The following is a 19,414-nucleotide window of genomic DNA, read 5'->3' as shown; positions in this document are numbered from 1 at the left end:
CCGGGCGATCCCTCGCCCGACTTTTCGATCAATGTGACGCTTTTTCGCTTTCGTCAACGTCCAGTACCACCTCTTCAGGGCGGATCACCGAGATCAGCTTGAAGATCAGGCTCAGGCCAACGCCGACGATGGTCGCGAGCGCCATGCCCTTCAGCTCGGCCGCACCGATGTGCACTTTCGCGCCGCTCACGCCGATAATCAGGATTACTGAGGTCAGGATCAGGTTCTGCGCCTTGCTGTAATCCACTTTGGATTCAATCAGCACGCGAATACCGGAGGCACCAATTACCCCGTACAGCAGCAGAGACACGCCGCCCATCACCGGCACCGGGATGATCTGAATCGCTGCCGCCAGCTTGCCGACGCAGGAGAGCAGAATGGCGATGATCGCCGCGCCGCCGATAACCCAGGTACTGTAGACGCGGGTAATCGCCATCACGCCGATGTTCTCACCGTAGGTGGTGTTTGGCGTTGAGCCAAAGAAACCGGAGATAATGGTGGAGAAACCGTTCGCAAACATGGAACGGTGTAGACCCGGGTCACGGATCAAATCGCGCTTAACGATGTTCGCCGTCACCACCAGGTGGCCGACGTGCTCCGCAATCACCACCAGCGCCGCAGGCAGAATGGTGAAAATCGCAAACCATTCGAAGCGAGGGGTGTAGAAGGTTGGCAGCGCGAACCAGTGCGCCTCGGCAATCGGAGTGGTGTCCACCACGCCCATCGCGAAGGAGAGCGCGTAGCCCGCCAGCACGCCGATCAGGATCGGGATGATCGCCATAAAGCCGCGGAACAGGACGGAACCAAACACCGTTACGCCAAGCGTTACCAGCGAGATGATAATGGTTTTGGAATCCGGTGACTGGCCGTCAGCAGGCAGCAGACCGGCCATATTCGCCGCCACACCCGCCAGTTCAAGACCGATGACCGCAACGATGGCGCCCATCGCCGCAGGCGGGAACATCACGTCCAGCCAGCCGGTACCGGCTTTCTTCACAATGAAGGACACCACGCAGAACAGGACGCCACACATGATAAAGCCGCCCAGCGCGACTTCATAACCCAGCGGCAGCAGCAGCAAAACCGGCGAGATAAACGCGAAGCTTGACCCCAGATACGCCGGGATTTTGCCTTTACAGATAAAGAGGTACAACAACGTACCGATGCCGTTGAACAACAGCACGGTTGCCGGGTTAATGTGGAACAGGATTGGCACCAGCACGGTTGCGCCAAACATGGCGAACAGGTGCTGCAAACTAAGCGGGATAGTCTGTAAAAGCGGCGGTCTTTCACTCACCCCGATAGCACGGCGCGTCATAGTGTTTTCCTCTGAGTAGTATTGTTGTTGGTGTTTTATTCAAAAAAAAGCCGACTATCAAAGTCGGCTTATTTATCGTTATTCGATTATTTCGTACCAAAGATCTTATCGCCGGCATCGCCGAGCCCCGGGATGATGTATCCGTGCTCGTTCAGGCCCTGGTCGATAGAGGCGGTATACAGCTCAACGTCCGGGTGCGCTTTTTCCAGCGCCGCGATCCCTTCCGGTGCCGCAACCAGCACCAGCACCTTAATGCTGCTACAGCCCGCGTTTTTCAGCAGGTCGATGGTGGCGATCATCGAACCACCGGTCGCCAGCATCGGGTCAACCACCAGCGCCATACGCTCGTCGATGTTAGAGACCAGCTTCTGGAAGTAAGGAACCGGCTCAAGGGTTTCTTCGTTACGGTAGATACCCACCACGCTGATACGCGCGCTTGGCACGTGCTCCAGCACGCCTTCCATCATGCCGAGACCGGCACGCAGAATTGGCACCACGGTAATTTTCTTACCTTTGATCTGCTCAACCTGCACCGGGCCGTTCCAGCCTTCGATGGTGACTTTTTCCGTTTCCAGATCGGAGGTCGCTTCGTATGTCAGCAGGCTGCCGACTTCAGATGCCAGTTCGCGAAAACGCTTCGTGCTGATGTCATGCTCACGCATCAGGCCCAACTTGTGTTTAACGAGTGGGTGTTTCACTTCCACAATCTTCATTCTCTTTCTCCTCTGAGGCGGCGTCCGCAAAAAAATCGCGGGATTATACCGCTTTTTTCGGATTAGGCCATACCCATCTTGCTTGACGTATATCAAGCAAAGTGATTTAGAGACAAAAAAAACCGGAGGCGAGACTCCGGCTTGGGTGCGGGTTCTGCCCGGTGGCGCTAACGCTTACGCGGACCTACGTGTAGTGTAGGTCGGGTAAGCGTTAGCGCCACCCGGCAATTACAGGCTATCGCCGTTGCTCGCAATTACCTGCTTATACCAGTCGAACGATTTCTTCTTGCTGCGGTTCAGCGTGCCGTTGCCTTCATTGTCTTTGTCGACAAAGATAAAGCCGTAGCGTTTTTTCATTTCGCCCGTACCGGCAGAAACGAGGTCGATACAGCCCCACGGGGTGTAGCCCATCAGATCCACGCCATCTTCCTCCACCGCTTTTTTCATCTCGCGGATGTGGGCGGACAGGTAGTCAATGCGGTACTGGTCGTTCACCGTGCCGTCGCTCTCCTGCACGTCGATCGCGCCAAAGCCGTTCTCAACGATAAACAGCGGCAGCTGATAGTGATCCCAGAACCAGTTGAGAGAGTAGCGCAGCCCCACCGGGTCAATCTGCCAGCCCCAGTCCGATTTCTGCACGTACGGGTTAGTGACCAGGCTCTTGCTCTCGTCGTAATCCAGCTGCGGGTTATCCGACGTCGCCTTGGTGGCGAAGGACATATAGTAGCTGAAGCCGATGTAGTCCACGCAGCCCTGCGTCAGCGCGGCTTTATCTTCTTCGGTAATATCCAGCGTAAAGCCGCGACGCGCAAAGTAGTTGAGCAGATGCTGCGGGTACCTGCCGCGCACGTGCACGTCGGTGAACCAGTAGCGGCGGTGCATGGCGTTCATCGCCATCATCATATCGTCCGGCGCGCAGGTGAGCGGGTAGATAGGACACATGGCAATCATGCAGCCAATCTGCAGCGACGGGTTAATCTCACGCCCCGCCTTCACCGCCAGGGCGCTGGCCACCAGCTCATAGTGCGCCGCCTGGAACATCACCGGCTCACGGTCTTCACCCGGCGCGTACTTCAGCCCGGAGTTAGTGAACGGCGCAAAGTCTTCGTGGAAGTTGGCCTGGTTGTTGATCTCGTTGAAGGTCATCCAGTACTTCACTTTATGCTGATAGCGCTGGAATACCACTTTTGCAAAACGAACAAAGAAGTCGATCAGCTTACGGTTGCGCCAGCCGCCGTATTCCGTGACCAGATGGAAAGGCATCTCGAAGTGAGACAGGGTGATAACCGGTTCGATGCCGTACTTCAGGCATTCGTCGAACAGGTTGTCATAGAATTTCAGGCCAGCCTCGTTAGGCTCAAGCTCGTCGCCTTTCGGGAAGATCCGCGTCCAGGCAATAGAGGTGCGGAAGCATTTGAACCCCATCTCAGCAAAGAGTTTGATGTCTTCTTTATAGCGGTGGTAGAAATCAATGGCTTCATGGTTAGGGTAATTTTTCCCTTCCAGCACGCCGTTGGTGATTTCACGCGGCACGCCGTGCGCGCCCGCGGTCATGACGTCGGCCACGCTCACGCCTTTTCCGCCCTCTTTCCAGCCGCCTTCCAGCTGATGCGCCGCAACGGCCCCACCCCACAGAAAATCTGCTTTAAATCCTGACATTCGCTTTCCCTCATTCTGCGTTATTATCTGCAAAAACAATTACAGAAACCGGTTTCAGTTCGATGATGTGCAAAGGGAATAACCGTTGCAAGCAGTTCTCAGAAACCGGTTTCATTTTCGTGAACAGAGTCAAGTTTGGCTGCATTCACGGGGTGCACAGAAAAAAAGATCTCCACGTCCAGAATAGGCTCGCAAACGTTTGCCTGGACTGTTAGAATTGCGCCGATTTTTCTTACTAGCTATGCAATCGCGTGGGGATTTAAGCCGTGACCAACAAAACTTCTCTCAGCTACAAAGATGCCGGTGTTGATATTGACGCAGGTAATGCGCTGGTTGACCGAATCAAAGGTGTGGTGAAAAAAACCCGCCGCCCGGAAGTGATGGGTGGTCTGGGTGGATTCGGCGCACTGTGCGCGCTGCCGCAAAAATATCGTGAACCTGTTCTGGTCTCGGGTACTGACGGTGTAGGCACCAAGCTGCGCCTGGCGATGGATTTAAAACGTCACGACACGATCGGTATCGATCTGGTCGCGATGTGCGTGAATGACCTGGTGGTACAGGGCGCAGAGCCGCTGTTCTTCCTCGATTATTACGCGACCGGCAAACTGGACGTAGATACCGCGGCAAGCGTGATTAACGGTATCGCCGAAGGCTGTCTGCAGTCTGGCTGCGCGCTGGTTGGTGGTGAAACCGCAGAAATGCCGGGCATGTATCACGGCGAAGATTATGACGTCGCGGGCTTCTGCGTCGGCGTAGTAGAAAAATCAGAAATTATCGACGGCAGCAAAGTGGCCGATGGCGATGTGCTGATCGCGCTGGCCTCCAGCGGCCCGCACTCTAACGGCTACTCCCTGGTGCGTAAAATCCTCGAAGTGAGCGGCTGTGATCCGCTGACCACCGAGCTTGACGGTAAACCACTGGCTGACCATCTGCTTGCGCCAACACGTATCTACGTGAAGAACGTGCTCGAGCTTATCGAGAACGTCGACGTTCACGCCATTGCCCACCTGACCGGCGGCGGCTTCTGGGAAAATATTCCGCGCGTTCTGCCGGACAACACCCAGGCGGTGATCGACGAATCCTCATGGCAGTGGCCAGCCGTGTTTAACTGGCTGCAGACCGCGGGCAACGTGAGCTCTCACGAAATGTACCGCACCTTTAACTGCGGCGTGGGCATGGTTATCGCCCTGCCGGCAAGCGAAGCGGATAAAGCAGTGAAGCTGCTGACGGAGAAAGGTGAAAACGCGTGGAAAATCGGTACGATTAAAGCCTCCGATTCCGAACAGCGTGTGGTCATTGAATGAAAAACATCGTGGTGCTCATTTCCGGCAACGGAAGCAATTTGCAGGCCATCATAGACGCCTGCAAGCAGAAGAAAATCAACGGCACCATTCGGGCAGTATTCAGCAACAAGGCCGACGCGTTCGGCCTTGAGCGCGCGCGGGAAGCGAACATTCCCGCGCACGCGCTGGAAGCCAGCCAGTTTGCCGGGCGTGAAGCCTTTGACCGCGAGCTGGTGCATGAGATTGATGCCTACGCGCCGGACGTAGTCGTGCTGGCGGGCTATATGCGCATTCTGAGCCCGGCTTTTGTAGAACACTTCGCCGGACGTCTGCTGAATATTCACCCTTCTCTTCTGCCGAAATATCCCGGCCTGCATACCCATCGTCAGGTTCTGGAAAATGGCGATGAGGAGCATGGCACCTCCGTGCATTTCGTTACCGACGAGCTGGATGGCGGTCCGGTTATCCTGCAGGCGAAAGTCCCGGTCTTTGACGGCGATAGCGAAGAAGACGTGACCGAACGCGTGCAGACCCAGGAACACGCCATTTACCCGCTGGTGGTAAGCTGGTTTGTCGACGGACGTCTCGAGATGCGCGACGGCGCTGCCTGGCTGGACGGCGTTAAGTTACCTCCGCAGGGTCATGCGGCGGAAGAGTAGTTTATTATGTCGGGTGGCGCTTCTGCGCTTACCCGACCTGCCTGATGCATTACCCGAATGTCCCCTCCCCAACCCTCTAAATTCCCCAACAAAAAAAATAACTGTCATACTTTTCTGGCACTGTTGGACATATCGTGGAAATGCTCGCCATAATAAGGACGAGACGGATTTACCACGTCCTGTGATTGAACTGGAGTGTGAGCTGTAATGGGTCAGGAAAAGTTATATATCGAGAAAGAGCTAAGCTGGTTAGCATTCAACGAACGTGTACTCCAGGAAGCGGCAGACAAAAGTAACCCGCTGATCGAGCGCATGCGTTTTTTGGGTATTTATTCGAACAACCTGGATGAGTTCTACAAGGTTCGCTTTGCCGAGCTGAAAAGACGCATCATTATCAGCGAAGAACAGGGCTTAAACTCGCACTCGCGGCATCTGCTGGGCAAAATCCAGTCCCGCGTGCTGAAAGCCGATCAGGAATTTGACGGCCTGTATAACGAACTGCTGCTGGAGATGGCGCGCAATCAAATCTTCCTGATTAACGAACGCCAGCTTTCCGTTAACCAACAAAACTGGCTGCGCCACTACTTCAAACACTATCTGCGCCAGCACATTACCCCCATTCTGATCAACCGCGAAACCGATCTGGTGCAGTTTTTGAAAGATGACTACACCTACCTGGCGGTGGAAATTATTCGCGGTGAATCTATCCGTTACGCGCTGCTGGAGATCCCATCCGACAAGGTGCCGCGCTTTGTGAATCTGCCGCCGGAAACCCCGCGCAGACGCAAACCAATGATCCTGCTGGATAACATCCTGCGCTACTGTCTGGACGACATCTTCAAAGGCTTCTTCGATTACGATGCGTTAAACGCCTACTCGATGAAAATGACTCGTGACGCCGAATATGACCTGGTGCACGAGATGGAAGCCAGCCTGATGGAGCTGATGTCATCCAGCCTGAAACAGCGCCTGACGGCTGAACCGGTGCGCTTCGTCTATCAGCGCGATATGCCGGACGCCATGGTGGAGATGCTGCGTGAGAAACTGACCATTTCGCGCTATGACTCCATCGTTCCGGGTGGTCGTTACCACAACTTTAAAGATTTTATTGGCTTCCCGAACGTCGGCAAAGCCAACCTGGTGAACAAGCCGCTGCCGCGCCTGCGCCATCTCTGGTTCGATAAATTCCGCAACGGATTCGACGCCATCCGCGAACGCGATGTCCTGCTCTACTATCCGTACCACACCTTCGAGCACGTGCTGGAACTGCTGCGTCAGGCCTCGTTCGACCCGAGCGTGCTGGCGATCAAAATCAACATCTACCGCGTGGCAAAAGATTCTCGCATCATCGATGCGATGATCCACGCGGCGCACAACGCCAAAAAAGTCACAGTGGTGGTTGAGCTGCAGGCGCGCTTCGACGAAGAGGCGAACATTCACTGGGCGCGTCGTCTGACGGAAGCCGGTGTGCACGTCATTTTCTCCGCGCCAGGGCTGAAAATTCACGCCAAGCTGTTCCTCATCTCTCGTAAAGAGGGCGATGAGGTGGTGCGTTATGCCCACATCGGTACCGGGAACTTTAACGAGAAAACCGCGCGAATTTATACCGACTACTCGCTCTTAACTGCCGATGCCCGCATCACTAACGAAGTGCGCCGGGTCTTTAACTTTATCGAAAACCCGTACCGTCCGGTGAGCTTCGACTATCTGCTGGTCTCGCCGCAGAACTCACGCCGTCTGCTGTACGATATGATCGATAAAGAGATCGCCAATGCCCAGAAAGGGCTGTCGTCCGGCATCACGCTGAAGCTTAACAACCTGGTCGATAAAGGGCTGGTGGACAGGCTGTATGCGGCGTCCAGCTCCGGCGTACCGGTTAATCTTCTGATCCGCGGCATGTGCTCGCTGATCCCGGAACTGGAAGGCATCAGCGACAATATTCGCGTGATCAGCATTGTTGACCGCTACCTGGAGCACGATCGGGTCTATATTTTCGATAATGCGGGTGATAAACAGGTCTATCTCTCTTCGGCAGACTGGATGACGCGCAATATTGACTACCGAATTGAAGTCGCGGCACCGCTGCTGGATCCGCGCCTGAAGCAGCAGATCCTCGACATCATCGAGATTCTGTTCAGCGATACCGTGAAAGCACGCTATATCGACAAAGAACTCAGTAACCGCTATGTACCGCGCGGCAACCGCCGTAAAGTGCGGTCGCAACTGGCGATTTACGACTATATCAAATCACTCGAGCAACCCGATTAACCTATGCCGATAAATGATAAGACCCCACGCCCGCAGGAATTCGCCGCGGTCGATCTTGGCTCTAACAGTTTCCACATGGTCATCGCCCGTGAGGTAGATGGCGCGTTGCAGATCATCGGTCGTCTGAAGCAGCGCGTACACCTGGCGGATGGTCTTGATGAACGCAGCATGCTCAGCGAAGAGGCGATGGAGCGCGGGTTAAACTGCCTGTCGCTGTTTGCTGAACGCCTGCAGGGCTTCTCGCCCTCCAGCGTTTGCATCGTGGGTACCCACACCCTACGCCAGGCCCTGAACGCACCTGAGTTTCTCAAGCGGGCCGAAAAGGTGATCCCCTACCCGATTGAGATCATCTCCGGCAACGAGGAAGCGCGTCTGATCTTCATGGGCGTCGAGCACACCCAGCCGGAAAAAGGGCGCAAGCTGGTTATCGACATCGGCGGCGGTTCTACGGAGCTTGTGATCGGCGAAGACTTTGAGCCGCGCCTGGTGGAAAGCCGCCGTATGGGATGCGTCAGCTTCGCACAGATGTATTTCCCGGGCGGTAGCATCACCCGCGAGAACTTCCAGCGTGCGCGGATGGCGGCCGTCCAGAAACTGGAAAACCTGGCCTGGCAGTACCGTATCCAGGGCTGGAACGTGGCGCTGGGCGCGTCGGGTACCATCAAAGCGGCGCATGAAGTGCTGCTGGCGATGGGTGAAAAAGACGGGTTTATCACGCCCGAACGCCTGACATTGCTAACCGAAGAGGTGCTGAAGCATAAAAGTTTTGACGCCTTAAGCCTGCCGGGTCTTTCCGACGAGCGTAAGGTGGTCTTCGTACCGGGGCTGGCCATCCTCTGCGGCGTGTTTGATGCCCTCGCCATTAAAGAGCTGCGCCTTTCCGACGGCGCGCTGCGCGAAGGCGTGCTGTATGAGATGGAAGGCCGCTTCCGCCATCAGGATATTCGCAGCCGCACCGCACAAAGCCTGGCTAACCAGTACAACATCGACCGCGAGCAGGCGAAGCGCGTGCTGGACACCACGGTGCAGATGTACGAGCAGTGGGAAGAGCAGAATCCGAAGCTCGCGCACCCGCAGCTTGCCGCGCTGTTAAAATGGGCCGCAATGCTCCACGAGGTGGGGCTCAACATCAACCACAGCGGGATGCATCGCCATTCGGCCTACATTCTGCAAAATAGCGATCTGCCTGGCTTCAACCAGGAGCAGCAAACCATGATGGCGACCCTGGTGCGTTATCACCGCAAAGCCATCAAGCTCGACGACCTGCCGCGCTTCACGCTGTTCAAGAAAAAACAGTTCCTGCCGCTTATACAGCTGCTGCGTCTGGGCGTACTGCTCAATAACCAGCGCCAGGCCACCACCACGCCGCCCACGCTGAAGCTTAAAACCGACGACCATCACTGGACGCTGAGCTTCCCGCACGACTGGTTCAGCCAGAACGCGCTGGTCCTGCTGGACCTGGAAAAAGAGCAGCAGTACTGGGAAGCCGTCACCGGCTGGCTGCTCAAAATCGAAGAAGAGAGCGCCGACGTCGCCGCGTAACGGTTCAGGCGTCCGCGCAGGACGCCTCAGCTTCCAGCAGCGACTCAAGCGGCGCCGGTCTGCCAATCAGATAGCCCTGCACATAATCGATGCCTAGCGCGTGAACCGCGCTACGTATCTCTTCGGTCTCGACGTACTCCGCCACCACCAGCATCTTCTTCATGCGCGCCAGATGGCAGATAGACGCCACAATCTGATAATCCAGGCTGTTGTTGACGATATTGCGGATAAAGCTGCCGTCGATCTTGAGAATATCCGCATCCACGCTTTTCAGCCGCGCATAGCTCGCATAGCCGGTGCCAAAATCATCAATCGCAATACGTACCCCCATTTTCTGCAGCTGCCGGAGGATGTGTAGCGCCTGCTCCGCATTGCAAAAGGTGCTGCACTCCGTCACTTCAAAAATCAGCTGCCACGGCTCAATGGCGTATTTCGCCAGCAGGCGACTGACTTCAAGCGGAAACTGCACCCGACATACGGTTGAGGGGGCCAGATTAATGGCGAAACGCTGGCCGGGCAGCCTTTCGCGATGCGCGGCCAGGAAGCGCAGAGTATACTCCAGCACCCACAAATCCACCCGCGAGGAGAGGCCAAACTCCTGCGCGACGGGCAGGAACCGATCGGGAGAGATCAATAGCCCGCTGGCATCCGGCATCCGGAGCAGGACTTCGTGATAGCAATCGCCACGCAGGCCGCGAACGGGTTGAACCAGCAGGGTGAATTCGTCGTTATCAAGCGCCTTTTGCAGGCGGCTCATCATCGCAACTTTATCCTTCAGGTTACGCTGCAAATGGACGGCCCCACGCTGCTGAAGATTTTCCGGATGGTTAGAGGCGAGCGACAGGTCGGCAACCACGCCCAGTTCACCCAGCACCAGATACAGATGGTTAACCGGGGACCGGACATAGCAATAGCTCACTCCCACCTGCGGCTGAAGCGGCATACCGTCCCAGACAAAGCGGAACTGTTTGATATGCTCGTCCAGGGTTTCAATCCGCTGCTGGTGCGATTCCGCGTTGAGGCGTACCGCCATGTCGTACCCGGTCAGGTGGTACACCTGCTCGTTGGGCTGGAGAGTACCGTTCACCCACTGCGCCAGCTGCTGCTTGTACTGAATCCGCAGCAACACGCCGTAATTTCGGCCAAGAATTTCCAGCTCCGGTATGCGCAGCAGGCAGAGCGCCGACCACGGGTTTTTCGCCAGATCGCGCGACAGCGCCCGCAGGTTAGGCATATGGACGACCGGATCGAGCAGCGCCAGCCTGCGCGAGCGTTTGTTCACCGCGCGCTGCCGGGTTGCCAGCATCGACATAAAAACCACCACGAACGAGAAGACCAGGTAACTGGAAGAGGTGATCGCCAGCTGAATGTCATACCCCGGGTTCACCGGGATATAGCGGTAAAAATAGTGAATAGATACCAGCAGTATCGGCGTCCAGATAAGCGAAATCAGCTTATAGCCAAAACGCATCGCGCCCCAGAGCATCACCGGCATGAGCAGCGACAGGGTGTAGTTCGTGGTGAAAATGGAGCTGTTTTCATTCATCGGGAGCAGCAGCAGCGTAAGCAGCCCGCCTAGCGCAATCGCCCACATCAGAAACTCAATGACCGTCACCTTTTTATCTATCTGGGAACGGATCTGCGAGAAAAGGCTTTTGAGATAGCGCGGATGGCGAATCAGGCGGATCAGCAGATAGCTCAGCGGCACGCCCGTCAGCCCGCTGACCAGCAGCGTCTGATAGTTGATGAGCGTGCGAATATTAAGAGGGTTTAATCCCGCAAGGCTCTGCCGGCTCTCATACACGCCTAAATACACCGCAAACTGAAACAGCACCAGAAATAGCGTCGCGGGGCAGAAGACCTGCCAGAAGATGCGCTGCGCCATCAGCCGGATGTCGCCGTATGCGGTCATATTCCGTCTGGGCGCAAACACCCGGTAGCCGCCCCAGCTCAGCACTAAAGGGACGACAAAATGGAGCATACCAGCGACCGTTTCGAACATGCCGACCGAGGGGTAATAGCGGATAAACAGCGACAATACGATCCCAGGCAGCGCTTCCAGCCCAAAGAACATCATCAGCGAAAGCAAAAATGAGAGGGGTAAATAATAGAGTGCCGCAATGCCGTCGCCCAGCTGCGTGAAGGTATTCGCGATGCTCAGCACGGGAAGTAAAACCACAGGCAAAATAAGCGGCAATGCCCACCAGCGGTTTTCATTTTTTTTCAGGAAAGCGAGAATGTTCATAGATGCCCGGTTAAACCCCTTTCGCTCCAGAGGGAAAATAAAGACAGGCATCCAACCTGACGTACGCGCCGCCCGGCGGCGTGCGGGGCGAACTGTGTGGAGGAAGGATTTTAAATATAAGGGCCGGGAATCCGTTGACTTAAATCAAACTACTTTGCGCAAATTACTCTTTGTGGTGTTTTTTTGAAATAATTTTCTTCATATTATCAATATGGTAAATGCATTAATTAAATTCAATAACATTAATTAATGTATACATTGACGGTTATTTACACACTGCAGAATTGACCCCTTCTTCCCGCTGTGCCTTAATATCCCTATCGCCCAAAAGGGCTTACCCAGGATAAACAGAGTGAGTCAGGTCACGCGTATGCGCAAACGACATCGATTTAACACCCGAATGACCCGCATCATACTGCTCATCAGCTTTCTGTTTTTCTTTGGCCGCTTCGTTTACTCCTCGATTGGCGCCTGGTATCACCATCAGGACAAAACCCAGTCGCAGCAATCCGGCCTGACCGTCGATACCGCTGACCGCTAAACCGCCGAAGGATGCTGCACGAGCCGAATAATGGCCGCTATCCCTTTGCTGAGGATTTTATCCTGTCGCATCACCACCGCCAGCTGCCGCTGCAGCATGGGCGTAAGCGACATCACGCATAGCCCTTCGCGATCGTCATTCTGTTCAACCGCCATTCGAGGCACGATGCTGTAGCCCAGCCCCGCGCGAACCATGCGTTTGATCGCCTCGATGCTGCCAAGCTGCATCACCGGTGCGATCGCTAATCCATTAGCCGCAAACCAGCCATCGATCAGCGTCCGGGTTCCGCTACCTGATTCAAAGGCAATCAGCGGCTGAGCGTGCAGCGCCTCCGGGGTAAAGTCCCTGAAAACATCCTTCAGCTCCCGCGAGGCGATAAAAACAAACTCTTCGTCCATCACCGGCATGACGTCCAACGCCTTGCCACTCACCGGCAGCGTGACCAGCCCCATATCGAGACGGTTCTCTTCGATAGCCCTGACGATATCGCGGGTGTTCCCCGTCGTCACCCCCACGTTCAGGAGCGGATAGTCGCGTCGTAGCTGCTCCAGCAGAGGCGGCAGAAAATGGATGCAGGCCGTTGCCCCCGTGCCAAGCGTAATGGTGCCGCTCACATCGTGGCTGAATGCGCTCACGGACCGAATAGCGTCATCCACCACCTGCTGAATACGCTCCCCATGCGCCAGCAATGCCTCTCCGGCAGCCGTCGCCTTTATCCCTCGCCCGGTACGCTCTACCAGCCGCGTTTGCAAAAACTGCTCCAGCTGGCGTATTTGCAGGCTGACGGCGGGCTGAGAGATACCCAGCACATCCGCTGCCGCTGAAAAGCTGCCGCGCTGGATCACCAGACGGAAGGTGGCGAGAAAGCCCAGATTAAGCGTCGTCATTCAAAGTTTCTCTTATACCGCGCATAAGGTTGCTGCCCTGCCAGCACAATACCGCGCCCGTTATGCTCAGGACAACTGCATAGCGGAATGAAAAATAATGGAAACACCTGCCCTGCCACGCCACCTCGCCCTCACTGCCGGATGTAATCAACTCATCAACTGGGGGATCTCGTTTTATATGCCGGGCACCTTTGCGCTGGCCATTTCAGCCGACCGTGGATGGTCTTCACCGCAGATTTACCTCGGCCTGACGCTGGCGATGCTGGTGATGGCGGCGGTATCCCCTTTTGTCGCCCGCCTGCTGGCACGCTTTGGCGGTCAGACGGTGGTGATGAGCGGAACGTTGCTGATCGCCGCAAGCTGCGCAGGGATGGCGTATACCCAGACGCTTTTTGGGTGGTACTGTGCCTGGCTGGTCGCCGGCACAGGCATGCGCCTGTCGCTTTACGATGCGCTGTTCGCCGCGCTGGTGAACCTCTACGGGCAGCAGGCGCGCAGAACAATCTCACGCGTCACGCTGGCGGGTGGAATGGCCTCCGCCGTCTTCTGGCCGCTGGGCGATGCTCTGCTTCAGGTTATGCGCTGGCAGGACGCGCTGCGCGTCTATGCTCTGTTCGGCCTGCTGAGCGCGGCGCTGATAAGAACGCTTCCCCGTCAGCGGCTAACGGTGACGACAAAGGTCACCGTGCCGCCTTTGAACAACGAGCGGCGTCACGGCTGGCTTTATGCCATCTTCATTGCCCTCATTACTTTTGTTTCGAACGGCACGTCCACCCATCTGCCGGAGTTTATTGCCCACTTCGGCCTGCCTGTCGCCATCGGCATGCTGTGGGGGATCGGCCAGACGGGTGCTCGCTCGCTGGAAGTGCTGGCGGGCGCCCGCTTAACCCCCTTCAAACTCACGATTTTTACCGCGCTCGCCATGCCGCTCTGCTTTCTGGTTGGGCTAAGCAGTTCCCAGTTTGTCTGGTGCGCAGCCGGATTTGTGTTGGGTTACGGTGCCATCAACGGGCTGGTCACCATTGTGAAAGCCACGCTGCCGCTGGAACTGTTTAACACCGAAAGCTATGCCCGCCGCACGGGCATGCTGCTTATCCCGGGCCAACTTATGGCCGCAGCCTCACCGTTTGCCTATGCGTGGCTGAACAAAACGCTGGGGATCGCTGGCGCAATGGGGGTGTCGACGGGGCTGACGCTGGTGATTGCCGGGCTGGCGATAGCGATCGTGCGCTGTCCCGGGAAGCAAACTGTATCGCACTGTATCCAGAGCGCCACGCTGACAAACGGGTACAAAACGCCGCCTCCGGCAAATATCTCCGATACATAAAAATGGTTTTCTTTCCCTGTCGCCATTCAGAACCGATGAGGAGAGAGACCGATGACCCGTCGTTATGCACTTATCACCCTGCTTATCCTGGCATCTGTAGCCCATGCCCAGGCCACGCCGCTGGACAACCTGAGCGCCGGGGACGTTAACGGCCCCGCCGCCGTTGCCCCGCTGGCGCAGCCGCAACCACCCGCAAAGCTGATCGTCGATCCCCCGCTTGCCGGGCCGCTGAGCAAAGGCGCGGTGTTTATACAGTACCGTGCCGAAAACCTGCGCATCGAGCCGGTATTCGGACCTGAAGCGCTCAAGGTCACTCCGCGCATCGGGCACATTCACGTGGTGGTGGATGACGCGCCGTGGCACTGGGCTGACGCCAGCGGAGAGCCGGTAATTCTGGTGGGGCTGCCCGCAGGGAAACACAAGGTGACGATTATTCTGGCCGACCCGACGCACAAGCCGCTCGACCGCAAAACCATCGAATTCACCGTACCACCCCACGCGGCGGTCCACCACTTTTAAGGAGTCTCAAGATGAAAGCACTGACTGTACTAACGGCAGGCCTGCTGGCGCTTTCCGCCAGCGCCTTTGCACAGGGTAAAACCAGCGTCGTGCTGGTTCACGGCGCGTTTGCCGACGGCAGCAGCTGGAATAAGGTGATTGCCCTGTTGCAGAAGCAGCACGCCGAGGTCATTGCCGTTCAGCTGCCGCTCACGTCGCTCAACGATGACGTTGCCGCCACAAAGCGGGCCATCGCCCGTGCCCAGGGTGACGTAGTGCTGGTGGGCCACTCCTGGGGCGGCACCGTGATTAGCGAGGCGGGAAACGATGCGCGGGTAAAATCGCTGGTGTACGTGGCGGCGTTCGCCCCGGATTCCGGCCAGTCGACGGCGGATCTGGCAGGAAGCTACCCTGCGCCGCCGGGTAGCGCGGGCATTGCCAAAACGGCCGACGGTTATTTATACCTGCCAGCGGACGCCGTCAGGAAGGATTTCGCGCCTGACGTGAAGCCAGCCATTCAAGATACGATTGCAGCCACGCAGGGGCCAATTAAGGCTGAGGCGTTTGGTGAAAAAGTCGTCCACGCGGCGTGGCATGACAAACCGAGCTGGTATGTGGTTAGCAAGAATGACCGAATGATCAACCCCGATCTTGAACGGGCGATGGCGAAGACGATCCACGCGAAAACCACCGAGGTGGCGGCAAGCCACGTATCGATGGTGAGCCAGCCGCAGATCGTTGCCCGGACGATTGAGCAGGCGATTGAAGCAAAATAATATTTTGTAAATTGTAGGCCGGGTAAGCGCAGCGCCACCCGGCAAATAATAGCCTCAGTGCCCGCCATCCGCGGGATAATCGCGATTAATCCACGCGTGGTTCTCCTCCCAGGTGAACATCCATTTGCGCACCGGCCCGGCCATCACGTTGAGGTAGTAGCTGTCATACCCGGCCATCGTCGCCACCGGGTGGTAGCCCTTCGGCACCATGACCACGTCACGGTTATAGACCGCCACACACTCATCCAGCGTTCTGTCGTCGGTGTAGACGCGCTGCATGCAGAACCCCTGCTCCGGGTTGAGGCGATGGTAGTAGGTCTCCTCCAGATACGTCTCCTGCGGCGGGTTATCCGTGTCGTGCTTGTGGCTCGGGTACGAGCTGGTGCAGCCCTCGTTAGTCCAGACCTCCACCACCAGCAAGCTGTCGGCGGGCTTGTCTTCCGGCAGAATATTGTGCACGTAGCGCTGGTTGTGGCCCTTACCGCGCGCTTCGCCGTCGATATCCTGCGGCGCAATCAGCCGCGTCGGATACGTGCCCTTGCCAGGCGCGGCGCAGACCGCCAGCTCAAGCTTCGTCAGCGCCTTCACCTGTACCGTCTCCTGCGGGGTGACGTACACCGCCCACGGCTTGATGCGCTCGAACGGGCTCATCCGCCCGCCAATATCGTTAAACTGCGCGGAAGGCGTTGTGATGGAGGCGCGCCCGGCGACCAGCACCAGACAGCGCTCTTCGCGGACGGCGGGCAGCGTCAGCGTCTGCCCCTCCTGCAGTTCATACGCCTCAAAGCCGACGTACCCCCACCCTGCGCTTTCCGGCGTGACGGACTGGGTGCGCCCCTCCGCGTTCGGCTGTTGCCAGCGTGATAACAGACGTGACATGTCACCTCCTCAAATCAGTCCGGCGTCGCGCGCCAGTCGGCTCAGATTGTTATACCCCAGACGGGCGTAGGTCAGCGGATGGGCAATCGCCGGGTCCTGCTCGGCCTCCACCACCAGCCAGCCGTGATAATCCTGCGCCTTCAGCAGCCGCATAATCGGCGGGTAATCCACGCAGCCGTCGCCCGGCACGGTAAACACGCCGCTCAGCACCGCGTCGAGGAAGCTGGTTTTACGGTTTTTCACGTCCGCCAGCACGTCGGCACGCACGTCTTTGCAGTGGACGTGGTTGATGCGCGACGCCCAGCGCTGCGCCACCGCCAGCGGATCGGCCCCGGCAAAGGTCAGATGGCCGGTATCAAGCAATAGCCCCACCGCGTCGCCGGTGTGGGTCATCAGGTTGTCCACATCGTCGGCGGACTCAATCACCGTGCCCATATGGTGATGGTAGGCAATCTGCACGCCCTGCTGCTGGGTGTAGCGGGCAAATTCGGTGAGCTTCTCACCGTACTCCTTCCAGCGCGCCTGCGGGAAGCGCGGGCGCAGATGCACCGGGGTCTGCTGCTCGCCGTGAATGCAGCCGCTCACTTCCGCAAAGACCAGCACCTTCGCCCCCAGCTCGCGCAGCAGCGCCAGGTGGGACTGCACGGCGGCGATCTCCTCCTCCACGCTGCGATCCAGCAGGCGGCCGGAGTACCATCCGGAGACCAGCTGCAGGTCATGGCGCTGAAGGATGGGGCCGAGCAGGCGCGCTTCGCGCGGGAACTTATTGCCCAGCTCGAAGCCGGCGAAACCGGCCTCTTTACCTTCGCTCAGGCAGGTTTCCAGCGACGTCTCCGCGCCGAGTGAAGGCAGATCGTCGTTCGTCCACGTCAGCGGGTTAATGCCCAGTTGTACACTCATTGTCTTCTCCATTATGCGTGTCCGCGCTCGCGCCACCAGGCGATAAGCTGCAGGTAGTTGTCCCTGATGCGCGCCACCAGCTGCGCATCGTCAATATCGTGCTTCAGCCAGGCGCGGGAGGCATCGCCAAACAGCGTGCGCCCTACGGCGAAGCCTTTCACCAGCGTCTGACCCGCTGCGGCTTTAAAGTCGGCGCGCAGCTGTTCCGCCGGGGCATCCAGGCCGAGGATCACCACCCCGCGGCAGTGCGGGTCCCGACGTTCGATAATCTCGCTCAGCGCCGTCCAGCCGTCGGCGGAGAGCGGCGGCAGCTTCCACCAGTCGGGGTAAATGCCGAGGTTGTAGAAGCGGGAGATAGCGCGCAGGTAGAGCTCGTCGCTGCGCGGCATGGTCGCAGGAAGGATCACCTCCAGCAGCAGCTCGTGCCCGGACCGGCAGCAGGCGTGGTACACCTCGGCAATTTTCTGCTCCTGCTCCAGGCGCAGGCCGTGGGCGTCTTCCGGATGGAAAAAGACCAGGCACTTCACCACGTGTTCCTGCGGCCAGCTGATGAGCTGGGTGCCGATGTTGCCATGCTCCATCTCCAGCGGACGCGAGCCCGGCAGCTCAATGGGGCGGCCAATCCACCACCCTTCTCCGGTAATGGCGTTCAGCGCGTCCTGACCAAAGGTGCCGTCGCACAGCAGACCGGCTTTGCCCTCCAGCCCGGCGCGGCTCGCAGCCTCGCGGCTGGCCTGCAGGATCAGCTGCTTCAGCGCCGGAATGCGCTTAAGCGACGCGCCGCACTGCATTGCCATATCCTCAAGCTGGCTGCGGTGGTCGAAGGCCATCACGCACAGCTCCGGCCACTCGCGGCGGCGGGTGGTCACCCGGTGGAGATGGTTAAGACGTGGGTCGAGATCCGGGCGCGGCACATCTGCAGCGCGTGAAAGATAGTCATCCAGCTCGATTTTGCTCGGCATCGCCGGGGCGCAGCCGTGGCGCGAGACCACCAGCGCGCCGCAGGCGTTGGCATAGCGGCACGCCTGCTCCCAGCCCTCGTCGTTCAGGTAACCGCGCAGCAGGCCGGACATAAACGCGTCCCCCGCGCCGAGGACGTTCAGCACCTCCACGCGCACGCCGGTCACCGTCAGGCCGTCGTCCAGCCGGGGCGGAATGGCTTCGGTATAGACCGAGCAGCCTAGGGCGCCGCGTTTGCAGACCAGGGTGGCCTGACTCACGGCACGCACCTGTCCCAGCGCCTGCAGGGTATCCGTGCTGCCGCCCGCAATGTGAAACTCCTCTTCGGTGCCGACAATGACGTCGAAGAGGTGCAGCACCTCCTGCAGCTCGCGGGTGACCTTATCGGCGGCGATAAAGCGCGTTTCCCCGTCGCCTAAGGCGGTCAACCCCCACAGCACCGGACGGTAGTCTATGTCCAGCACCGTGCGCACGCCGTGACGGCGGGCATAGCCCAGCGCCGTCAGCACCGCCTCACGGGTCTGAGGATGAGAAAGGTGAGTCCCGGTGATGGCAAGACAACGTGCGGAGGCAATGTAGCTTTCGTCCACATCGCTGGCGGTAATCGCCATATCCGCGCAGTTATCGCGATAAAAAATCAGAGGAAAGGTGTCCCGGTCTTTAATGCCGAGCAGCACCAGCGCCGTAAGGTGTTGTTTATCGGTAATCAGATGGCTGGTATCGCAGCCCACCTGGTTGAGCTCTTCCCGCAGGAAGCGGCCCATATGTTCATCGCCGACGCGTGCCAGCATCGACGAGCGCAGGCCCTGGCGCGCGGTGCCGTACGCCACGTTGCCGGACGAGCCGCCGAGGTATTTGGCGAAGCTCGACACATCCTCCAGACGGGCACCAATCTGCTGACTGTAGAGGTCTACCGCCACGCGGCCCATGCATATCACATCAAACTGCTTTTCCACATT

16 protein-coding genes are annotated in these 19,414 nt (G+C 58.0%); 8 read left to right on the top strand and 8 right to left on the bottom strand.

The features are described from left to right. Window positions 1–28: 28 nt before the first annotated feature. The 3 genes from uraA to USH94_RS00500 form a co-directional block, all read right to left on the bottom strand. The gene (gene uraA / locus USH94_RS00510) at window positions 29–1,318 is read right to left on the bottom strand and encodes a uracil permease (RefSeq protein WP_111965179.1); all 1,290 of its coding nucleotides are present in this window, start codon (window positions 1,316–1,318) and stop codon (window positions 29–31) included. A gap of 86 nt (window positions 1,319–1,404) precedes the next feature. Further along, the gene (upp, locus tag USH94_RS00505; RefSeq protein WP_111965178.1) at window positions 1,405–2,031 is read right to left on the bottom strand and encodes a uracil phosphoribosyltransferase; all 627 of its coding nucleotides are present in this window, start codon (window positions 2,029–2,031) and stop codon (window positions 1,405–1,407) included. Window positions 2,032–2,259: 228 nt separating this feature from the next. Next, window positions 2,260–3,690 carry a 6-phospho-beta-glucosidase gene (locus tag USH94_RS00500; protein ID WP_111965177.1) on the bottom strand — a complete coding sequence of 477 codons (1,431 nt, stop codon included), beginning with the start codon at window positions 3,688–3,690 and terminating at the stop codon, window positions 2,260–2,262. Between the two features lie 266 nt (window positions 3,691–3,956). Here USH94_RS00500 and purM point away from each other — a divergent pair, with 266 nt between their 5' ends. From purM to ppx, 4 genes are all read left to right on the top strand, one after another. Continuing rightward, entirely contained in the window at window positions 3,957–4,994 is a 1,038-nt protein-coding gene (purM, locus tag USH94_RS00495; RefSeq protein WP_008501643.1) for a phosphoribosylformylglycinamidine cyclo-ligase, read from the top strand. Continuing rightward, complete coding sequence (purN, locus tag USH94_RS00490; protein WP_032646794.1) at window positions 4,991–5,632, top strand: phosphoribosylglycinamide formyltransferase; 642 nt, start codon at window positions 4,991–4,993, stop codon at window positions 5,630–5,632. The genes purM and purN overlap by 4 nt, the downstream gene beginning before the upstream one ends. A gap of 207 nt (window positions 5,633–5,839) precedes the next feature. After that, window positions 5,840–7,900 carry a polyphosphate kinase 1 gene (ppk1, locus tag USH94_RS00485; RefSeq protein WP_111965176.1) on the top strand — a complete coding sequence of 687 codons (2,061 nt, stop codon included), beginning with the start codon at window positions 5,840–5,842 and terminating at the stop codon, window positions 7,898–7,900. 3 nt (window positions 7,901–7,903) lie between these two features. Beyond that, entirely contained in the window at window positions 7,904–9,442 is a 1,539-nt protein-coding gene (ppx, locus tag USH94_RS00480) for an exopolyphosphatase (protein WP_045399702.1), read from the top strand. A gap of 4 nt (window positions 9,443–9,446) precedes the next feature. Here the strand turns inward: ppx and USH94_RS00475 are convergent, their stop codons facing one another. Next, window positions 9,447–11,687, bottom strand: coding sequence for an EAL domain-containing protein (locus tag USH94_RS00475; RefSeq protein ID WP_111965175.1), 2,241 nt, complete (start codon window positions 11,685–11,687; stop codon window positions 9,447–9,449). Between the two features lie 352 nt (window positions 11,688–12,039). On the opposite strand from USH94_RS00475, the gene USH94_RS00470 reads away from it, so the two are divergent. After that, window positions 12,040–12,228, top strand: a complete 189-nt coding sequence (locus USH94_RS00470; RefSeq protein WP_223580159.1) for a YfgG family protein — start codon at window positions 12,040–12,042, stop codon at window positions 12,226–12,228. Here USH94_RS00470 and USH94_RS00465 read toward each other — a convergent pair. Then, window positions 12,225–13,115, bottom strand: coding sequence for a LysR family transcriptional regulator (locus USH94_RS00465; protein WP_111965173.1), 891 nt, complete (start codon window positions 13,113–13,115; stop codon window positions 12,225–12,227). The two genes, USH94_RS00470 and USH94_RS00465, sit on opposite strands and share 4 nt — an antisense overlap. A 97-nt stretch (window positions 13,116–13,212) precedes the next feature. On the opposite strand from USH94_RS00465, the gene USH94_RS00460 reads away from it, so the two are divergent. Genes USH94_RS00460 through USH94_RS00450 form a run of 3 tightly spaced genes read left to right on the top strand, consistent with a single transcriptional unit; the run spans window position 13,213 to window position 15,716 of the window. Further along, window positions 13,213–14,442, top strand: coding sequence for an MFS transporter (locus USH94_RS00460; RefSeq protein ID WP_111965172.1), 1,230 nt, complete (start codon window positions 13,213–13,215; stop codon window positions 14,440–14,442). A gap of 51 nt (window positions 14,443–14,493) precedes the next feature. Beyond that, a complete protein-coding gene (locus USH94_RS00455; RefSeq protein WP_111965171.1) occupies window positions 14,494–14,961 on the top strand; it encodes a DUF6130 family protein in 468 nt (155 codons plus the stop codon). 11 nt (window positions 14,962–14,972) lie between these two features. Further along, window positions 14,973–15,716, top strand: a complete 744-nt coding sequence (locus USH94_RS00450; RefSeq protein ID WP_111965170.1) for an alpha/beta fold hydrolase — start codon at window positions 14,973–14,975, stop codon at window positions 15,714–15,716. 54 nt (window positions 15,717–15,770) lie between these two features. On the opposite strand, the gene iolB is transcribed toward USH94_RS00450, so the two are convergent. Genes iolB through USH94_RS00435 form a run of 3 tightly spaced genes read right to left on the bottom strand, consistent with a single transcriptional unit; the run spans window position 15,771 to window position 19,411 of the window. Then, on the bottom strand, window positions 15,771–16,595 hold the full coding sequence (gene iolB, locus USH94_RS00445; RefSeq protein ID WP_111965169.1) for a 5-deoxy-glucuronate isomerase: 825 nt from the start codon (window positions 16,593–16,595) through the stop codon (window positions 15,771–15,773). Window positions 16,596–16,604: 9 nt separating this feature from the next. Further along, on the bottom strand, window positions 16,605–17,495 hold the full coding sequence (gene iolE, locus USH94_RS00440; RefSeq protein WP_111965168.1) for a myo-inosose-2 dehydratase: 891 nt from the start codon (window positions 17,493–17,495) through the stop codon (window positions 16,605–16,607). An 11-nt stretch (window positions 17,496–17,506) separates the two neighbouring features. Then, the gene (locus USH94_RS00435) at window positions 17,507–19,411 is read right to left on the bottom strand and encodes a bifunctional 5-dehydro-2-deoxygluconokinase/5-dehydro-2-deoxyphosphogluconate aldolase (protein WP_111965167.1); all 1,905 of its coding nucleotides are present in this window, start codon (window positions 19,409–19,411) and stop codon (window positions 17,507–17,509) included. Window positions 19,412–19,414: the final 3 nt, after the last annotated feature.

Origin of the sequence: Enterobacter sp. 148H3 (assembly GCF_034107425.1) — a bacterium.
Classification (GTDB): domain Bacteria; phylum Pseudomonadota; class Gammaproteobacteria; order Enterobacterales; family Enterobacteriaceae; genus Enterobacter; species Enterobacter vonholyi.
The sequence above is the reverse complement of the archived record's forward strand: the minus strand, read 5'-3'. Positions and strand labels throughout refer to the sequence as shown.